Origin of the sequence: Streptomyces sp. LS1784, from assembly GCF_020103755.1 — a bacterium.
Lineage (GTDB): Bacteria > Actinomycetota > Actinomycetes > Streptomycetales > Streptomycetaceae > Kitasatospora.
Genome location: NZ_JAHSQD010000124.1, coordinates 1 through 17,580 on the forward strand (window position 1 = coordinate 1; position 17,580 = coordinate 17,580).

Sequence of the window (17,580 nt, forward strand, 5' to 3'; positions counted from 1 at the left end):
CGGCGCCGCTCCCGCAGCCGCACCCCGGGCAGGGCTGAGGCCGCCGCCCGGTGCCGGTGAGCGGCCGGGCCGGCACCGCGGCGCCGGTCAGAACCGCGGCGCGAGCAGGCTGTCCAGCTCGGCTTCGAAGAGCAGCTCGGGCCGGAAGCCCATGCCGGTGAAGTGCCCGGCGAGCTCCAGTGACAGCACGCCGTGCAGGCGGGTCCAGAAGACCAGGAAGCGGTGGAGCACCTCGGGCGGGGCCGGCTGCTCGCCGGCCCAGTCCCGGTGGCCCACCAGGTGGGTGGCGAACGGCGCCTCCCCGGCGTCCGGTCCGGCCGGAGCGAGCGCCGCGCAGGCGTCGACCAGCGTCCGCATGACCTCGTCGGCGACGGCCGTGGTGTCCTCGGGCGCGTGGTAGCCGGGCACGGGGGTGCCGTAGGCCAGGAAGTACCTCTGGGGGTCGGCCAGGGCCCAGCCGCGCAGGGCGTGGGCGAGCCCGGGCAGGTCGGCGCCCTCGGCGGCGGCCGCGCCGAGGGTGTCGGCGAGGCTGCGGTACGCGTCCCGGACGAGTGCGGTGATCAGCTCGTCGCGGCCGGCGAAGTAGCGGTAGAGCGCGGGGCCGCTCATGCCCATCCGCTTGGCGATCGCGTTGACGGAGAGCGCCGAGGCGCCGGCCGTGGCGATCTGCTCCCAGGCGTGCGCCTTGATCTCCTCGCGCACCTGGGACCGGTAGCGCTCGCGCGGGGTGCCCGCATCCGTCCTCGCCATGGCCTGCCGCTCTCCGAGTCACCCGACTACATATTCACGCTTCCGTTAGAAGCTATCACGAAACCTGTTGACCTCTCAGCTCCTGCGGAGTTACAACTTCTCACGAAGGCGTGAGCATCTAGCTCGCGGCGCCGTCCCGACGGCCGACCAGTGAATGGGGAGTTCCATGTCCGCCACCCGCAGCACCGGCATCCGCACCGCCCTCCTGACCGTCCCGCTCACCCTCGGCCTGCTCGGCGCCGCCGCGGCGCCCGCCGGGGCCGCCACCGCCCACCGCCCCGGCTCCTCGCTCACCTGCCACGGGGCGGGCGTCGACCCCGACGCCCGCGTCCGCTACCGGACCGAGACCGTGATCCACGCACCGCTGCGCACCGTCTGGCGGCTCCAGAGCGACGTGGAGCGCTGGCCCGACTGGCAGGCCCCGGTGCAGAGCGCCGAGCGCCTAGACAGCGGCCCGCTGCACCCGGGTTCGGCGTTCCGCTGGACCACCCCGCTGCCCCCGAACCCCGCGTCCGCCGACGCCAGCCTGGAGATCACCTCCACCGTCCGGCAGCTGCGGCCCGGCTCCTGCGTCCGCTGGACCGGCCCGGCGGTCGCGACCGGGCTGCGGATCGACGGCGTCCACGTGTGGAACTTCACCGAGGTGCCCGGCGGCGTCCTGGTGCGCACCGAGGAGACCCACACCGGCCCCCAGGTCGACGCGAACGTCCCGGCCGCCACCGCCGTCCTCCGCCAGGGTCTCGAAGGCTGGCTGCACGACCTGAAGACCACCGCCGAGACCCGCGCACAGGAGGACCGCCCCGCCGGACCGACCGGCGGCCCCGCGACCGGCCGCCCTGGTGGCCGACACCGGTCGGACGCCGATCAGGGGGCGAGCAGCCCCTGCCGGCCCGCATAGGCCGCGAGGCCGTCGGCCGTCGCACCGGCCCAGCCGAGGTAGCCGTCCGGCCGGACCAGGAACACCCCGGTGCCGTACACCTCGTACGCCGGGATGCGGACCACCGGAGTGGTGACGGCGGGCAGCGCGGCGTCCGTGCCGACGGTGAGCAGCGTCCAGTGCGGGCCGCGGAAGGCGTCGAACAGCCGGGTGCCGCCCCGGCGGCCGTCCGGGGCGCGGTCACCGGCCCGCAGGGCGTCCGCCGGGAGGCCCGGGCGGGTCTCCACCGAGAGCGTGGACTCCCGGTAGCCGAGGCCGAGTTGCCGGGTCGCCCGGCCGCGGCGCTCCTCGCCGCGGTGGACGCGGGTGGACAGCTCCAGCATCGCCGCCGCGTTGGCCCGCCGCTCCTCCTCGTAGCTGTCGAGCAGCGCCTCGTCCGCCCGCCCGGCCAGCACCGCGGCCAGCTTCCAGCCCAGGTTGTAGGCGTCCTGGACGCTGGTGTTCAGACCCTGCCCACCGGCCGGCGAGTGGACGTGCGCGGCGTCGCCCGCGAGGAACACCCGGCCGGCGCGGAAGCGGTCCGCGAGCGCCGCGCGCGGGCGGAACTCGGAGATCCAGCACAGTTCGGTGACCTGCTCGGCGGCCAGGTGGGAGCGGGCCGCGACCACCCTGCGCAGCCCCTCGACGGTGAGGTCGACGGCCGCCCCCTGCCGGAACTGGGCCACCAGCTGGAAGTCCTCGGTGCCGCCGAGCGGGCAGATCGCCAGCAGTCCCTCCTCGGACCGGAACACGTGCCAGTGCTCGCGGTCCAGTCCGTCGACCCGGACGTCCGCAACCAGCATCGGGTCCGGGTCGACGGTCTCCCCGGTCATCCCGATGCCGAGCAGGCGCCGCACCGTCGAACGCCCGCCGTCCGCCGCGACGACGTAGCGCGCCCGGACCGGGCCGCCGGTGGCGAACTCGGCGGTCACGCCCTCCTCGTCCTGCGTCAGGCCGACCAGCTCCCGCCCGAACGCGACCTCGCCGCCCAGCTCGCGCAGCCGCCCGTACAGCACCTGCTGGGTGCGCCACTGGGGCAGCATCAGCACCTCGGTGTAGGGCTCGGCCTCGGAGGGCTCGGCCGGGTCGTACATCCGGTGCTCGCCCTGCGGTTCGCCGTCCCGCCAGATCAGGTTGGGCGGATAGTGCCCCGCCACCGCACGGACCCGGTCGAGCACGCCGAAGTCGTGGAACACCTCCAGCGTGCGCGGCTGGAGGCCCTTGCCGCGCGAGCCGGGGAAGAGTTCCGCGCCGCGCTCGACCACCAGCGCGGCGGCGCCGTGCCGGGCGAGGTCCAGCGCGAGGGCGAGTCCGGTGGGCCCGGCGCCGATGATCAGGACGTCCGTGTGCATGCCGCGAGGAGCCACGGCAACCTCCTTAACGTTGTTAAGTAGCTCGTGCCGACAGCATGTACTTAACGGCGTTAAACTGTCAACCGTGACCCCGCAGAGAACCCCCAAACTCGACCGCGGCCAGGTCGTCGACGCCGCGCTGGACCTGCTGAACGAGGCCGGCCTCGACGGCCTGACGCTGCGCGCCATCGCCGCCCGGCTCGACGTCAAGGCACCCGCGCTGTACTGGCACTTCAAGGACAAGCAGGCTCTGCTGGACGAGATGGCGACCGAGATGATGCGCCGCATGACGGCCCGGGCGGCGGGCACGGCCGCCGGGGCCGACGGCGACCCGGCCCCGGACGACTGGCGGGAGACCTACCTGAGGACCATGCGCACCCTGCGCGCCGAGCTGCTGCGCTACCGCGACGGCGCGAAGGTCTACAGCGGCACCCGGTTCACCGACACCGGCTACGCGGCCGGTCTGGACGCCTCGCTGCGCCTGCTGGTCGAGTCCGGTTTCACCCCGGCGGCCGCCGCCCGGGCCTGGCTGACCGCGTACAGCTACACCATCGGTTACGTCATCGAGGAGCAGGCCATGGGTCCCAACCCCTTCGACGGCACCGGGGGCTACGACGTGGAGGCCCGCGCCGAGCGCCTGGCCGCCCACCCGCTGGCCGCCGAGTCGGGCCGGGTGATGTTCCGGGACTTCGACGAGGGCTTCGAACAGGGCCTGGCGGCGGTGCTCGCCGGGGTCGAGGCCACCTTGCGCGGCTGACGGCTCCGGCGCGGCCGTCACGCCCGGCGCCGGCTCGCCGTTCCGGACGACGACACCGCCGGGCCCGCACCGGGGCCCGACGGTGTCCGTGCTTCGGAGGGGGCGGTCAGGCAGTCATGAACTCACCCACCCGCAGCGCCCGCTTCACGATCCGAACGTCCCCGATGTACCCGTGGAAGACCTTGTCCAGCACCCCCGCGTACGCATAGCCGCCCAGCATCCACGGCCGCCCCAGCGTGGCCAGCCCGACCGCGGGCGTCGCCGGGTTGCGCACCACCTCGCAGCCCTCGACGTACATCCGGCTGAGCTTCCCGTCGTTGACCACCGCGACGTGCCACCACCGGTCCAGCGGCAGCTGGTGGCCCCAACAGGTGGACGCCCCGGTCTGGTTGAGCGGGTAGACGCACCACTGGAGGGCCGGCCCGTCGGAGACGCTGAGCGTCACGATCGGCTCCTCCGCGTCCGTACCGGGCCCGCTCCTGCCCGCCTCGGCACTCATCCCCCACCGGCTGAGCAGGGCGGACCAGCGGCTCTGCGCGGAGTCCCAGTCGGCGGGCAGCTTGAAGAAGGCCTCGACGGTGAACCCGCGCTCGAAGGTCTCCCGGTTCACGGGCGCGGTGGGCACGGTCTGGAGGTAGCCGCCGCGGACCGGCGAGCGGGTGCCCTTGAACAGCAGGCTGCCGTGCCCCGGCTGGTCCGGGTGGTGCTCGGTGGACCAGCTGAGCGCGCCGTCGGGCGTGCCGGGGGCGCTCTGCCAGAGCAGGTCGTTGCCCTGCCCGCTCAGGTCCTTGACGACCTGCTGCGGGGAGACGGACGTACCGTCCCCGCCGCCGTTGTCGAACCGCCAGTAGACCACCGTGTCGCGCACCAGCAGGTCGCTCCCCCGGCGCGCCGGGCGCTGCGGGACGGGCGCGAAGCCGGCGAAGCGGCGGTCGAAGTCGATCGCGAGCGAGAAGCGGTCGACGTCCGAGGTCAGTTCGGCCTCCTGGGCCGCCAGCACGTTGCGCTCCTCGGCCGCGATCTGCTGGATCCACGGCGAGAAGGTCGACACGTCGACGGTGTTGCGGTCGAGGTCGAAGCGGTATGCCCGGACCATCGCCGCGCCACCGTAGTAGCGGTCCTGGTAGTTGGTGATGTGGACGTGCACGTCGTGGCCGGCCCTGTTCTTCAGCACGGTGCGCCCGGGCGGCCAGTAGTGCCCGTTGACGGTCAGGAAGATCTGGTCGTTGCCGCTGATCAGCCGCTCCCAGAGCTGCTTCCCGTAGTCGGACAGCTCGGCGCGGCCGCTGTCGTCGGCGTGCGCCAGGTCGTGGGTGGTCAGGATCACCGGGAGCCCGGGGTCGGCGGCGATCACCGCGTTCGCCCAGGCGAAGCCGGCCTCGGAGAGCCGCCAGTCCAGCGAGAGCACCATCCAGTCGCGGCCCGCCGCCCGGAACACGTGGCAGGTGTTGTAGCCGTCCGGGCTGGAGCTGCGGTACCCGGCGGTGCGGGCGGCCCTGGCCTTGCCGAAGGTCTCCAGATACGGGGTGCTGCCGCGCTGGTCGTCGGTCGAGGAGCGGACGTCGTGGTTGCCGGCGAGCACCCCGTAGGCCGCGCCCGCGTCGTCCAGCAGGCCGAACACCTTGCCGACGGCGGCGTACTCGACGGCCAGTCCGTTCTCGGTGACGTCGCCGAGGTGGGCCAGGAAGACGATGTTGTCGTCCGTCCCGTCCTCCCGGTTGACCCCGCCGTCCAGCACGTAGCGGACCGAGGCCTCCAGCGGCGCCGGGTGGATCCGGTCCTGGTCGAACAGGTACTGGGTGTCCGGCATGACCACGACGGTGAACTGCCGGGCGTCCGGGTCGGGCTGCCAACGCCCGTTCCCCTTGCCCTTCTTCGCCTTCTTCGCGGCCGGGCCGGCCCCACCCGCCGCCTCGGGCCCGGCCGCCTGCGCGGGCACCGGACCGAGCAGACCGAGCCCGGCAGTGCCGACCCCGGCGCCCAGCAGACCGGCCCCGCGCAGGAACCGGCGCCGACTGGCCGCGGCCGGCCCCTCCCCGTCGAGGTCCGCGGTCCGCGGGCAGCCGCACTCGCGCTCGGTCGCCTGGATGTCGTGCATGTTCGCTCCCGGTAGTGGTGTGTGCCCTGACGGTAGGTACCGGGATTGGTCGGAGATCATCGGCCGGGCCACGCCCCGCTGAACAGCGGCCGAATCCGACGGACATCGGCATCCGGGCGGTGTGGGACCCTGCCGGCCGGTGGGCCCGGGGTGCGTCCCCGCGCGGACCGGTCGTAGAACGGAAGGGGAGGACGCCGGTCAGCGGGTGCGTCGCCGATGCCGAGGAGGTGGCCGCGATGGGTCTGCCCCTGGCGGCCGGGCACGTGCTGGTGCGGCTCGGCGCGGGCCCGCAGGAGTCGGCGGAAGCGGTGCTCGACGCGCTGGAGGCCGCCTTCCCGACCCACACCGGGCGCGGCCGGACCCGGATCGGCAACGTCTGGGAGGATCCCGCCACCGTGACCTCGGAGGGCGTCCGGGTGGTGGCCGTGCCCGAGCCCGAGGGTGCCACCGCCAGCCCCGCACCGAGCCCGTCGGTGCGCCTCTCCCAGGCCTTCGACGCCCACGCGGCGGGCCGGCCGGGGCCACCGGCGGCCCTGGCCGGCCCACTCGCCGCGGACCTGCTGGGCGGCCCCGGGGACGTCGAGCGGGTGCTGAGCGCCCTCGCCGGGTTCTGCCGGACGCACGAGGAGGGCCGCGAGGAACAAGGGCCCCTGCTGGCAGTACGGCTGCGGCTCGAACAGCACGGCTGAGCGCCCGCGGGCGTGTACCGGCGCCGGACCCGGGTAGGCGCGCCGGCGGAAACCGCCGACTGACTCCGTTCGGGGGCCGTCATGGCCGAACCACGCAAACCGGGAACGCAGCACGGGAGCAGGGCCCGTCGCCGAGGCGGCGAGCGCCACGACTTCCCGGGCACCCCGCAGGGCCCCGGCCGGACGACACCACAGCTCCGGCCCCAGGACACGGTGCGACGGGGCACCGAGCCGGTGACCGCCCGTTCGGACCTGGAGCTGAGACGGCTGCTGTCCCGGGTCTTCCTGGTCCTGTTCGTCGTCGGGACGGTGGCCTTCGCCGTACTGGCCGCGATGGCCGGCCCGGGCCCCGCGCCCAACCAGGGGACCTACGCCTTCTTCGCCGCCCTGTGCGCCGGGTTCGCCGGCGTCGCCGGGCTCGACCTGATGGTGATCCGACGCCGCCTGGCCGCCGGCCAGGGCCGCGACCGGGCCGACGGCCCGGGGACCACCGCCTCGGGAATCAGGGCTCCGGGGCGGCCGGGCACCGACCGGCGGGACTGAGCGGGCGCCCGCCCCGGGCGACGCCGGGGCGGCCTCGTGCTCGACCTGTCACCGAGCGACAACCATCCCACCGGGTCTGGCCCGGTGGCTGTTCGGCAGACCCCGGGTTTGCATGGAGGCACCGAGCCCCCAACGATCCGGAGGTAGCGCCGTGTACGAGATGTGGGCCGAGCACGACCCGGCGGTGTCCCCGCCCGCCGTGGTGTGGCACGTGGTGGCGAAGGACGACGCGACGTCCTCACTGTGCGGGCGGTTCCTGGAACCCTCCCAGCGCGTCGTCCCGGCGGCGGACGGTACCGGTGCGGCCGGACCGGACCGGTACTGCGACCCCTGCCTGGTCACCGTGCGCGAGGCCTTGGCCGCCAGCGCGCAGTGACCGTCCGTCGCGACGTCCGCCCTCGTCGCCTTCTCTCCTTCACCGCCTTCGCTCCGGCATGCGCCATGCCCGCGTGGTCATGGCAGCGGCACCGCCGTCAGGCACGGGTGCCGACTGCATGTTCCGGGAGCCGCCAGGACGGTGGCCACCCCGCCGGCGATCTCCACCCGCAGGCCACCGTCCGAGCTCTCCCAGACCAGGCCGCCATCGGGCCCCACGGTCTGCGTCTCGTGCACGACGACCACGGACGGTGGGGCGTGCCCGCCGATCGGGCCGGGGAGCGTCACCGCGTAACGGCGGGTGAGGCTTCTCATCTCGGCCTCCTTCTCTCCCCACCCTGCGCCATCGATTCTCCTCCCCCGGCCGACCGCTTGTACACGGAGGACCGATGTCCTTCCGGGAGGAAGACCGGTGTCACTGCGCGTTTGCCCCGGCCCGGCGCTCCTACACACCGAGGAGCCGAAAATCTCGGTGCCCGGGCGACCGGATCCGGCGGCGCCACAGGGCGAACCGTCACGGCCCGGGTCATCGAGACGTGAGGACACCCCTCCGAGCCCGAGGAGGCCGCCCGTGGGAGTGAACGGCGCCGGACCGGACCGACGGCCCGTTCCGCTGGGCAGCCGCCGCCCCCGGGTGTCGGCACGCCGGACCCCGGCGGGGGCACCGGGCCCGGGCCGGGCCCCGTCCGGGGAGCACGTCTCCTCCGGACTGCGGACGGCGGCCGGGTACACCTGGCGGCTGGTGCTGCTCGGGCTCGCCGCCTATCTGGTCGTCGACGTCCTCGCCCGGCTCGTACTGCCGGTCATCGCGCTGTTCGTGGCCCTGGTCATCACGTCCGTACTGCGCCCGCCGGTCGACCTGCTGGCCCGGGCGACGCCGCGCCCGCTCGCCGTCCTGCTCGCCTTCCTCTGCACCTTCGTGCTCGTCGGCGGGGTGCTGGCGCTGGCCGGCTCGACCGTCGCCGACGACTGGAGCCGGCTGGGCAGCGAGCTGCGCGGCGGCCTCGCCCGGATCGACCGCTGGCTCACCGGCGCCCCCTTTCACCTACGGCCCGGCACCCTCACCGATCTGCGGGCCAAGATCGGCGAGTTCATCTCGGCCCACCGCTCCGCCCTGCTCAGCACCGCACTCAGCGGCGCCGGCCGGGTCGTCGAGCTGGTCACCGGGCTGGCGCTCGCGGTGTTCTGCTCGGTGTTCTTCCTGCACTCCGGCGACCGGATGTGGTCCTGGGCGCAGCAGCAGCTGCCGGTCCGCAGCCGCTCCGCCTGGGACCGCGCCGGCCGCGTCGCCTGGCAGACCTTCGCGGGCTACACCCGCGGCGTGCTGATCGTGGCGGCGTCCAACGCCGTGCTGGTGGGCATCGCGCTGGCGATCCTGCAGGTGCCACTGGTCATGCCTCTGATGGTGCTGGAGTTCGTGGCGACCCTCGTCCCGCTGGTCGGTTCCCCGATCGCCCTGGCGATCGCCGCCATGGTCGCTCTCGCCGCCCGCGGCCCGGTGATCGCGCTGCTGGTGCTCGCGCTGATCGTGGTCATCGGCCAGATCGAGGGCCACCTGCTGCATCCGCTGGTGCTCAGCTGGTCCGTCCGCATCCACCCGGTGGTCATCGCCCTGTCCGTGGCCGGCGGCGCGGTGCTGGCGGGGGCCCTGGGCGCGGTGGTGGCGGTGCCGGCGGTGTCGGTGGCCTGGGCGGTGCTCAGCGAGCTGCGCACCGGTGGCACGCCCGGCCGCTCGGGGACGGACCCCCCTGCGGTGGGCGATCGGTCCGGTCGCCGAAAGGACGAAGGCCGGCGCCCGGACCGGGGCGGAGGCGGCCGGCACCGCGGGTGAGCCCGTGGTGGCACCGACCAGCAGCGGACCGGCCGAGAGTGACGGCAGCAGAGCCCTGGCGAGACCGCCGTTGGTCCGCCCGGCCCCCGCGGTGGGGCCGTTGGGCCCTGGCCGCGCGGCCGGGGGGCCGGGATCCTGGTCGCCGGTATGCGCCGGCTGGGAGTGGAAGGGCCTGGGGATGGGCGAGTTGGTCACGGTGAGGGCGTTCGAGGGACTGACCGGCGAGGTCCTGGCCGAGGCGCGGGCCCGGGTGGCCGCCGCGGCGGCGGCTCCGGGGGTGGGGATCCTGGTCGAGGGGCTGAGGGTCCGGCTCGCGACCGTGGCCGGGGGCGTGCTCGCGCAGGTGAACGCCGAGGTGGACGGCCGGCGGATCCGCGTCCAGGAGGCCGCGGCCGGGCTGGGTGACTCGCTCGACCGGGTGAGCGACGCGCTGCACGCCAGGATCAGGGCCGTCACTGGGGCCTGGGCGCCGCGCCCCTGGCCGGGCCACCCCGCGGCGGCCCCCACCGGGCCGGGCAGCGAGGCCGACCGCGAGCTGCGGGTGGTCCGGCACAAGGAGCCCTCGCTGGTGTGGTGTTCACCGGAGGCCGCCGCCCGGACCATGGACGCGATGGACTACGACATCCACCTGTTCGCCGATCCGGCGACCGGGACCGACGCCGTGGTCTACCGGGTCGGGCCGACCGGCTACCGCCTCGCCCGTACCGTCCCCGCCGGCCCGGCCGGCCGGCGGACCTCGCCGATCACCCTCAGCCCGTACGGCGCGCCCCGGCTGACGGAGGCACAGGCCGTCGACCGGCTGGCGGGCGCGGAGCTGCCGTTCCTGTTCTTCGCGCACCCGGCCGGCGGCCGCGGCCGGGTGCTCTACCGCCGCTTCGACGGCCGGCTCGGCCTGATCGCCGGGCACGACTGACGGCCCGCCGGGACCCCTCGCCGGAACCCGCCGAGCGGTCGCTCGGCGGGGCACGGCGCGCTCGGGGCCGGTGCGTCACATGTTGATCATGTGCCCGGCGAGGCCGTGGATGGCCTCCTTGACCGCCTCGCCCAGGGTCGGGTGGGCGTGCACGTTGCGGGCGACCTCGTGGACGGTCAGGTCCCACTGCTGGGCCAGCGTCAGCTCCGGCAGCAGCTCGGTGACCTCGGGGCCGATCAGGTGGGCGCCGAGCAGCTCACCGTGCGTGTTGTCGCTGATGACCTTGACGAAACCGATCGGGTGGCCGAGGCCGTGCGCCTTGCCGTTGGCGGTGAACGGGAACTTGGCGACCTTGACGTCGTGGCCGAGCTCGCGGGCCTGTGCCTCGGTGTAGCCGAAGGAGGCGATCTGCGGCTGGCAGTAGGTGGCGCGCGGGATCATGACGAAGTCGACCTCCATGGTCTCCGCCCCGCCGATGGTCTCGGCGGCGATCACGGCCATCGTCTCGGCAGCGTGCGCGAGCATCAGCTTGGCGGTCACGTCGCCGATCGCGAAGATGTGCTCGACGCTGGTGCGGCCGCGGCCGTCCACCGCGATGGCGTTGCGGTCGGTGAGCTTGACCCCGGTGTTCTCCAGGCCGTAGCCGTTGACCCGCGGCGCGAAGCCGATCGCCTGGAGCACCTTGTCGGCCTCCAGCACCTGCTGCTGCCCGTCCTTGGTGACGGTGACCCGGACCTTGGCGTTCGGGTCGCTGTCGTCGATCGACTCGACCCGGGTGGAGGTCAGCACCTCGATGCCCAGCTTGCGGTACTGCTTGGCGAGTTCGGTGGATACCTCGACATCCTCCAGCGGCACCACGCGGTCCAGGAACTCGACGATGGTGACCTTCACGCCGTAGTTGTGCAGCACGTAGGCGAACTCGACACCGATCGCGCCGGCGCCCGCGATGATGATGCTCTCCGGCAGCTGCTCGGTGAGGATCTGCTCCTCGTAGGTGACCACGCGGTCGCTCAGGCTGGTGCCGGGCAGCAGCCGGGTGGTGGCACCGGCGGCGATGATGCAGTGGCCGAAGGTGACGACCTCGAAGCCGCCGCCGCTCAGCGCGACCTGGAGGGTGTGGTCGTCGACGAAGGTGCCCCAGCCGTCGTACTCGGTGATGCCGTTCTTCTTCATCAGGTAGTGGACGCCCTTGACCCGGCCGTCGGCCACCGACCGGCTGCGCCGGAAGGCCTCGCCGAAGTCGAAGGTCACCTGGCCCTCGACCTTGATGCCGAAGGTCTTGGCCTCCTTGGTGAAGATGTGGGCGAGCTCGGCGTTGCGCAGCAGGGCCTTGGAGGGGATGCAGCCGACGTTGAGGCAGACGCCGCCCCAGTACTTGGCCTCGATGACCGCGACCTTCAGACCCAGCTGGGCCGAGCGGACGGCAGCGGTGTAGCCGCCGGGGCCCGCGCCGAGGACGACGACGTCGTAGTGCGTGCTCATGTTGCTGACTCCTCCGAGGGTGTCACGGTGTCGTGATCTCGGTCCCATGGTGTCAGGACCGGGCCCGGCGCACCCACCGGGTCTCGGCGGATGCGCTCCGCGCGGCACCGTACCGGCCCGGGGCCGGATTTGTCAGTGGTCTTCCGCCACGGTGACCGCACCCGCAGCCACCAGGGGCGATGACAGGGGGAGGACCTGGGCGGAGCAGTCGCGCACGGTGGTCGGGTGGGCCCGCCGACCGGGAGCGGCGGCGGGCCCACCCGGGCCTCAGGCCGTCACCCCGTGGGAGCGGTCGCCGCCCGTGCCACTGGTACCCGTCGCGCCGGCCGCGGGCACCGCCTTCGCGGCCGGGCGCTGGGCCGGGACGGGCTCGTGCAGCGAGGACAGGTCCCAGGCGTAGGTGCCGACGGCGTTCGCGATCACGTCGATGTTGACGTCGAAGGCGCCCATGTCGATGTTGCCCAGGTTGTCGCAGGCCTTGTGGTAGCACGCGTCGTACGCGACGCCGGCCGTGCCGCCGTAACGGGCCGCCTGCTCCGGGGACTTGACCTTCTCGGCACCGGTGTCGGTGCCGCCCGCCGGGATGCCCGCGTCGATGAACGGACCGTAGTCGGAGCGGCCGTTGAAGGCGGTCGGGTCGTGCGGCAGGCCCCGGCCGTCCAGGTAGCCGTTGATGTCCCGCTCCAGCTGCGCCGAGCCCTCGGGGCCCGCGCCGCCGCCGGCGCTGCCGGAGCCGTTGTAGACGAACTGCGCGTAGTTGGGGGATGCGATCATGTCGAAGTTGAGGTAGAGGCCGATCTTCTTCCGCTCCGCGTCGGAGAGGGAGTTCACGTACGCCTCGGCACCCTTGAGGCCGAATTCCTCGGCCGACCACCAGGCGAACCTGACCTTGTTCTTCACCGGGTGCACGCTGAGGTTCTTCGCAACCTCCAGGATGCCGGCCGAGCCCGAGCCGTTGTCGTTGATGCCCGGCCCCTCGGGGACGGAGTCGAGGTGCGCGCCGACCATCACGGTGTGGGCCGGGTCACCGCCGCGGGTCTCGGCGATGACGTTCCACGTCTTGCGCGGCTCCATGAAGGTGCGGATGTCCAGGGCCACCCGGACGGGCCCGGCGGCGGCCTCGGCGGCCAGGGCCTCGCCCGCGGCCTCGGTGATCCCGCCGGTCGGGATCCTCCCGGCCGTCGGCTCGCCGAGCGTCCCGTTGAGGTTGCCCTCGGTGTTGTTGTAGATGATCGCCCCGACCGCGCCCACGGCCGCCGCGGCGGCCTGCTTCTCGGCGAAGGGGCACCCGCCGCGCCGGATCAGGGCGATCTTGCCGGTGAAGGCGCCCGCCGGGTAGTCGGCGGGCGTGCAGCCGGTGGTGGCGCCGACAGGTGCGACCGCCAGGTCCGCGGTCAGGCCCGCCTCCGGGCCGCTCGCCGAGTACGTCATGGCGATCACCGGCACCGACTCGGCCTTCGGGGAGACCACGTCGAGGCGCTCCGAGCGGGCCTCGAAGAAGGTGTACACGAATTCCTGCTTGGACACCTTGAGTCCGGCCCGCCGCGCCTGCTCGTAGACGTACTGCGCGGACTGGTCGTGCCCCGTCGAACCGGCCACCCGGGTACCGCCGTTGCGGTCCGCGATCAGCTGGAGCGCGGCCAGGGTGGCCCGGGCGTCCCGGGCGCTGCTCGCCTCGACCAGCCGGGAGGCCAGCTTGGCGCCCTTGCGCGCCGGGTCCGGGTCGGCCGAGGCGGTGCCCGCGCCGGCCAGCAGCAACGGGGTGACCAGGGCGGCGACGGTCAGGGCGGCGCCCGCGCCACGCCGGGTGACGGCGGTTCGCGGGCGCCCTGGAGTGGTGGCGCGGTCGTGTGGGGTGAAACGGTCGAGCGGGGAGGTGGAGCGACGGGTACGCAGCATCAAGGCAACTCCTTCCGACGGGCCGTGAGGTCATGATTTGACATGATCGGAATCCCGTTGCCAAGCCTTTACGCACGCCGCGCGGATGCGGCCCGCCGCACGTGCGGCGATATTGGAGTAGTGGGGGCGTCTCATCCAGGAGTGTGACCAGATGTCCATGATGGATAAGCTCAAGAGCCTGCTGAAGGGCCACGAGGAGCAGGCCGAGAAGGCCGTCGACAAGACGGGCGACGCCGTCGACGAACGCACCCAGGGCAAGTACGGCAGTCAGGTGGACGCCACCGAGGAGCAGCTCAAGAACCAGTTCCGCAACCAGTCGCCGCCCCCGCAGTAGCGGGTTCCGCGGGGCACCGTACCCGGCGCCGCCCGGCCGGTTCCACTGCCCCGGTCCGGCCCGGCGGCCGGACCGGGGTTCAGGCTTCCCGGCGCCCGGGGTCCGCCGTCCGGCGGTCCGCCATCCGGGGGGCCGCCGTCCCGGGCAGGCCGTCGTCACCTTCCCGGCCACCGCCGCCCGCGCCGCAGTTCTCGCAGGGTGCCGGTCCGGGCCCCTCGCGCAGCCGTCCGCACTCCGGGCACACCCGGTCCAGCCAGCAGGCCGACTCGCCGCCTTGGTCCACGCGGTCGATTCTGCCCGGAGCACCCTCCCGAACGCGAGTGGACACTGTCCACGGCCGGGGGGCGCGGGCGGTCTGCGCAGACCGTGCTGCACACCGGCCCGGCGGCCGGTCAGGTCTCGCCCGCGCGGCCGGAGTCCGCCATCCGGCCGTGAGCGACGCCCGGACCGTCACACGCCGGTGACACCGTCGACGCACTCCCGGAGCAGGTCGGCGTGGCCGTTGTGGCGGGCGTACTCCTCGATCAGGTGCACCAGGATCCAGCGCAGCGAGACGCTGTCCGCACCGATCACCGCCGCGGCCTGCGGGGAGAGCGGGCCGGTCGCGTCCAGCGGTTCGTCCGCGGTCAGTTCCCGGCCCCGGTCGATCTCCGTCCGCCAGTCCACCAGCGCCTCGGCCAGCCCGCGCGCAGGGTCCAGCCGGTAGCCGTCGGCGTTGTCCGTGCCGTGCACCGGCGGCACCTGTCGACCGGCGAACACCCGTTGGTACCAGTTGCGTTCGACCTCGGCGAGGTGCTGCACCAGGCCCAGCAGGGTCATCGGGGAGGGCGGGACGGACGCCAACCGCACCTGCCGGTCGTCGAGCCCGTCGACCTTCCGGGCGAGCGTGGCCCGCTGGAAGTCCAACCAGGTCTCCAGCATGGCGCGTTCAGCTGCGTGCGGGGGCGGGATCGGCCGCCCGTCCGGGGTGAGTGCCATGGCTGCCACTCTGGCACACGCTCCCACTCGCCCCACTCGAACTCCGGGGCCGTGTCAGCACCGCGAGCAGTACGAGCTGCACGACCGCGCCCACCGCCAGCCCCCTCGGAACATTAGGCCGCACGGGCGAATCGGAAGCGAAAACGAAGGCGTACGCCCCTGTCGAACGCCGGAGCGAAAGGCCGGATTCAGGCCGTTCCACACCTGGCTCGCCCCGGCCCCGGCATCGCTATGATGATCCGCCTCACGTCCTCGGCGTCCCCTCCGCGGCGTGACCCGCCACCGCGCCCCGCCGTCCCCCTGGAGGCCGCCGTGCCCACTTCCGAGACCGCGGTCGAGGCCGCAGTCCACTCCGCGCCGCTGAAGCGGGACGACATTCCCGGCTGGTTCTTCAGCCTCGACCGGGCCGCCTTCAGCCACCTGCTGTCCGCCCAGAGCACGGCCGGCGTCACCGGCGACATCCTGGAGCTCGGCAGCTACCTCGGCCGCAGCGCCGTCCTGCTCGGCGACCACCTGCAGCCGGGCGAGCGGCTGACGGTCTGCGACCTGTTCGACTCCGAGGCGGGCGACGCCGAGAACGCCGCAGAGATGAACATGTCCTACCGCAAGACCCTCACCCGCAGCGCCTTCGAGGCCAACTACCTCGCCTTCCACGGCTCGCTGCCCGAGATAGTGCAGGCCCCGACCTCGGTGCTGGCCGACGGCCGCATCCGGGCGGGCAGCTGCCGGTTCGTCCACGTCGACGCCTCCCATCTCTACGAGCACGTCGCCGGGGACATCGCCGTGGCCCGCGCCGCGCTCGCCGAGAACGGCCTGGTCGCCCTGGACGACTACCGCTCCGAGCACACCCCGGGCGTCTCCGCCGCGGTCTGGGAGGCCGTCTTCACCGGCGGGCTGCGGCCGGTCCTGCTCACCCCGATGAAGTTCTACGGCACCTGGGGCGACGCGGCGGCCGCCCGGGCGGTCCTGCGGGAGCGCGACTGGCGGGCCGAGGGGTACACCGTCGACGAGGACACCATCGCCGACGCCCGGGTACTGCGCCTCAACTACCAGGTCAAGGCCCCGGTCCAGCGCTCCACCTCACGCCGGATCGCCCTGGAGCTGCTGCCCCCGGTCGCGACCAAGGCCACCCGCCGGATGCTCCGGACGCTGCGCGAACGCCGCGCCGCTCCCCCGGTCCCGAACGCCTGACCCCTCGCCGGGGCCCCGCCCCCCACCGGCCGGGCCCCGGCGCCGCCTTCGCCCCGCACACCCCTGCGGCACCGAGCCGAGCACCCCGCCGCCGCGGCGGCGATCGACACCCCGAGCGACACCACCGGCCGACACCCCCCAGCCAGGCCGCGAACACCGCCACCCCACCTCCTCCGGCCCCGCACCGACGCCGGTGACCACCAGCCCGGCCGTCAACTCCCCGGCGGAGGACCTCGGCTGCGGCACAGCCCGGGGCGCGCAGCCGATCCCGGTCGACGCCGGGCCGGCGCCGGGGAGGGCTCGTGCCGACCGCCCCTGCCGTCGCGGCGTCAGTCCATTGCGGGTGACCATATTGTTGGGACTTCTTATTTTCTCCTCCGCTTCACTCTAATGAGTGAACCTCATTTAAAGATTTGCCCACAGAACATTAAAGGGCACATAGTGATGACACCTCAGTTCGGTCTGGTGAACACCAAGTTCAGGCAAAGTCATCCCCAGTGAGGAGAAGACCTTGTTCCACGGAAACACGGCATCGGACAACCCCGGGCAGCGGCTGCGCGCGGAGATCGCGGGCCCGGGGACGACGCCGCTGATCGGCGTCTACGACATGTACTCGGCCTCCATCGCGGCCGAGCACTACGACGGCATGTTCGTCTCCGGCTTCGGCTTCGCGGCCTCCTACTACGGGCTGCCCGACATCGGTTTCATCGCCTGGCCCGACATGGTGGGCTTCGTCGAGCGGCTGCGTGGCGCCTTCCCCCGGCACCACCTGCTGGTCGACATCGACGACGGCTACGTCGATCCGGAGGTGGCCTGCCACGTCGTGCGCAGGCTCGAACGGATCGGCGCGTCGGGCGTGATCCTGGAGGACCAGAAGCGGCCCCGCCGCTGCGGGCACGCGGACGGCAAGCTGGTGCTGCCGCTGGAGGAGTACCTGGAGAAGCTGGAGCTGGTCCTCGCCAACCGGACGGACCTGGTGGTGGTAGCGCGCACCGACGCCACCGAGGAGGACGACATCCTGCGCCGGGCCCGGGCGCTCGCCGCCACCGACGCCGACGTGGTGCTGGTGGACGGCGTGCGCAGCGAGGAGTGGATCCGCCGGATCCGCCGGGTGGTCGGCGACAAGCCGCTGCTGTTCAACCAGATCGCGGGCGGCAAGTCGCCCCGGCTGTCGCTCTCGGAGCTGTCGGACCTGGGTGTGGACGTGGCCATCTACAGCACGCCGTGCCTGTTCGCCGCGCACCGGGCGATGGACGAGGCGCTGGCCGGCCTGAAGGAAGCCGACGGGCGGCTGCCCGCCCCGGCCCGGGGGCAGGAGCAGGTCGGCGTGCGGGAGTCCACCGAGCTGCTGGAGCGGAACGTCTCGCGCTCCCGCGGGCTGATGGCGGTGACGGCATGAGTGCCGGGCCGCGCGGGCCCGCCCCGCCCTCGCCGGCCGCCGCCCTGCGGGCCACCGCGCTGGGGCTGGCCGG

At 73.6% G+C, this 17,580-nt stretch carries 17 protein-coding genes; 10 read left to right on the top strand and 7 right to left on the bottom strand.

All coding sequences use genetic code 11. The features are described from left to right. Nucleotides 1-87 precede the first annotated feature (87 nt). Nucleotides 88-750, bottom strand: coding sequence for a TetR/AcrR family transcriptional regulator (locus KS423_RS16915; RefSeq protein WP_224280096.1), 663 nt, complete (start codon nt 748-750; stop codon nt 88-90). Between the two features lie 166 nt (nt 751-916). Between KS423_RS16915 and KS423_RS16920 the strand changes: the two genes are divergently transcribed. Next, nucleotides 917-1,648: an SRPBCC family protein gene (locus KS423_RS16920; protein WP_224280098.1), complete on the top strand. Its 732-nt coding sequence runs from the start codon at nt 917-919 to the stop codon at nt 1,646-1,648. On the opposite strand, the gene KS423_RS16925 is transcribed toward KS423_RS16920, so the two are convergent. After that, complete coding sequence (locus tag KS423_RS16925) at nt 1,615-3,018, bottom strand: FAD-dependent monooxygenase (protein ID WP_224280127.1); 1,404 nt, start codon at nt 3,016-3,018, stop codon at nt 1,615-1,617. The two genes, KS423_RS16920 and KS423_RS16925, sit on opposite strands and share 34 nt — an antisense overlap. A gap of 85 nt (nt 3,019-3,103) precedes the next feature. On the opposite strand from KS423_RS16925, the gene KS423_RS16930 reads away from it, so the two are divergent. Next, nucleotides 3,104-3,775 (top strand): TetR/AcrR family transcriptional regulator C-terminal domain-containing protein, encoded by a 672-nt coding sequence (locus tag KS423_RS16930; RefSeq protein WP_224280100.1) that lies wholly within the window; start codon nt 3,104-3,106, stop codon nt 3,773-3,775. 106 nt (nt 3,776-3,881) lie between these two features. On the opposite strand, the gene KS423_RS16935 is transcribed toward KS423_RS16930, so the two are convergent. After that, nucleotides 3,882-5,873 (bottom strand): LamG-like jellyroll fold domain-containing protein, encoded by a 1,992-nt coding sequence (locus tag KS423_RS16935; protein ID WP_224280102.1) that lies wholly within the window; start codon nt 5,871-5,873, stop codon nt 3,882-3,884. A 236-nt stretch (nt 5,874-6,109) separates the two neighbouring features. Between KS423_RS16935 and KS423_RS16940 the strand changes: the two genes are divergently transcribed. The 3 genes from KS423_RS16940 to KS423_RS16950 all read left to right on the top strand — a co-directional run bounded on the left by KS423_RS16940 (nt 6,110) and on the right by KS423_RS16950 (nt 7,481). After that, on the top strand, nt 6,110-6,562 hold the full coding sequence (locus KS423_RS16940) for a hypothetical protein (protein WP_224280104.1): 453 nt from the start codon (nt 6,110-6,112) through the stop codon (nt 6,560-6,562). A gap of 213 nt (nt 6,563-6,775) precedes the next feature. Continuing rightward, on the top strand, nt 6,776-7,105 hold the full coding sequence (locus KS423_RS16945; protein WP_224280106.1) for a DUF6343 family protein: 330 nt from the start codon (nt 6,776-6,778) through the stop codon (nt 7,103-7,105). Between the two features lie 151 nt (nt 7,106-7,256). Then, nucleotides 7,257-7,481, top strand: a complete 225-nt coding sequence (locus KS423_RS16950; RefSeq protein WP_224280108.1) for a hypothetical protein — start codon at nt 7,257-7,259, stop codon at nt 7,479-7,481. 77 nt (nt 7,482-7,558) lie between these two features. Here KS423_RS16950 and KS423_RS16955 read toward each other — a convergent pair whose 3' ends face one another. Then, nucleotides 7,559-7,795: a DUF6296 family protein gene (locus tag KS423_RS16955; RefSeq protein ID WP_224280110.1), complete on the bottom strand. Its 237-nt coding sequence runs from the start codon at nt 7,793-7,795 to the stop codon at nt 7,559-7,561. A gap of 256 nt (nt 7,796-8,051) precedes the next feature. Between KS423_RS16955 and KS423_RS16960 the strand changes: the two genes are divergently transcribed. Beyond that, nucleotides 8,052-9,311, top strand: coding sequence for an AI-2E family transporter (locus KS423_RS16960; protein ID WP_224280112.1), 1,260 nt, complete (start codon nt 8,052-8,054; stop codon nt 9,309-9,311). A 178-nt stretch (nt 9,312-9,489) separates the two neighbouring features. Beyond that, complete coding sequence (locus KS423_RS47390) at nt 9,490-10,224, top strand: sigma 54 modulation/S30EA ribosomal C-terminal domain-containing protein (RefSeq protein ID WP_263454930.1); 735 nt, start codon at nt 9,490-9,492, stop codon at nt 10,222-10,224. Between the two features lie 75 nt (nt 10,225-10,299). Here KS423_RS47390 and lpdA read toward each other — a convergent pair whose 3' ends face one another. Together lpdA and KS423_RS16975 are read right to left on the bottom strand one after the other, a co-directional pair. Continuing rightward, the gene (lpdA, locus tag KS423_RS16970; RefSeq protein WP_224280115.1) at nt 10,300-11,706 is read right to left on the bottom strand and encodes a dihydrolipoyl dehydrogenase; all 1,407 of its coding nucleotides are present in this window, start codon (nt 11,704-11,706) and stop codon (nt 10,300-10,302) included. A gap of 267 nt (nt 11,707-11,973) precedes the next feature. Beyond that, nucleotides 11,974-13,605 (bottom strand): M28 family metallopeptidase, encoded by a 1,632-nt coding sequence (locus KS423_RS16975; protein WP_224280117.1) that lies wholly within the window; start codon nt 13,603-13,605, stop codon nt 11,974-11,976. 151 nt (nt 13,606-13,756) lie between these two features. On the opposite strand from KS423_RS16975, the gene KS423_RS16980 reads away from it, so the two are divergent. Further along, nucleotides 13,757-13,939, top strand: a complete 183-nt coding sequence (locus KS423_RS16980; RefSeq protein WP_224280119.1) for an antitoxin — start codon at nt 13,757-13,759, stop codon at nt 13,937-13,939. Between the two features lie 450 nt (nt 13,940-14,389). Here KS423_RS16980 and KS423_RS16985 read toward each other — a convergent pair whose 3' ends face one another. Beyond that, complete coding sequence (locus tag KS423_RS16985; protein ID WP_224280121.1) at nt 14,390-14,917, bottom strand: DinB family protein; 528 nt, start codon at nt 14,915-14,917, stop codon at nt 14,390-14,392. Nucleotides 14,918-15,229: 312 nt separating this feature from the next. Here KS423_RS16985 and KS423_RS16990 point away from each other — a divergent pair, with 312 nt between their 5' ends. Next, entirely contained in the window at nt 15,230-16,108 is an 879-nt protein-coding gene (locus KS423_RS16990) for a class I SAM-dependent methyltransferase (protein ID WP_224280123.1), read from the top strand. 511 nt (nt 16,109-16,619) lie between these two features. Beyond that, nucleotides 16,620-17,507, top strand: coding sequence for an oxaloacetate decarboxylase (locus KS423_RS16995; RefSeq protein ID WP_224280125.1), 888 nt, complete (start codon nt 16,620-16,622; stop codon nt 17,505-17,507). Nucleotides 17,508-17,580 lie beyond the last annotated feature (73 nt).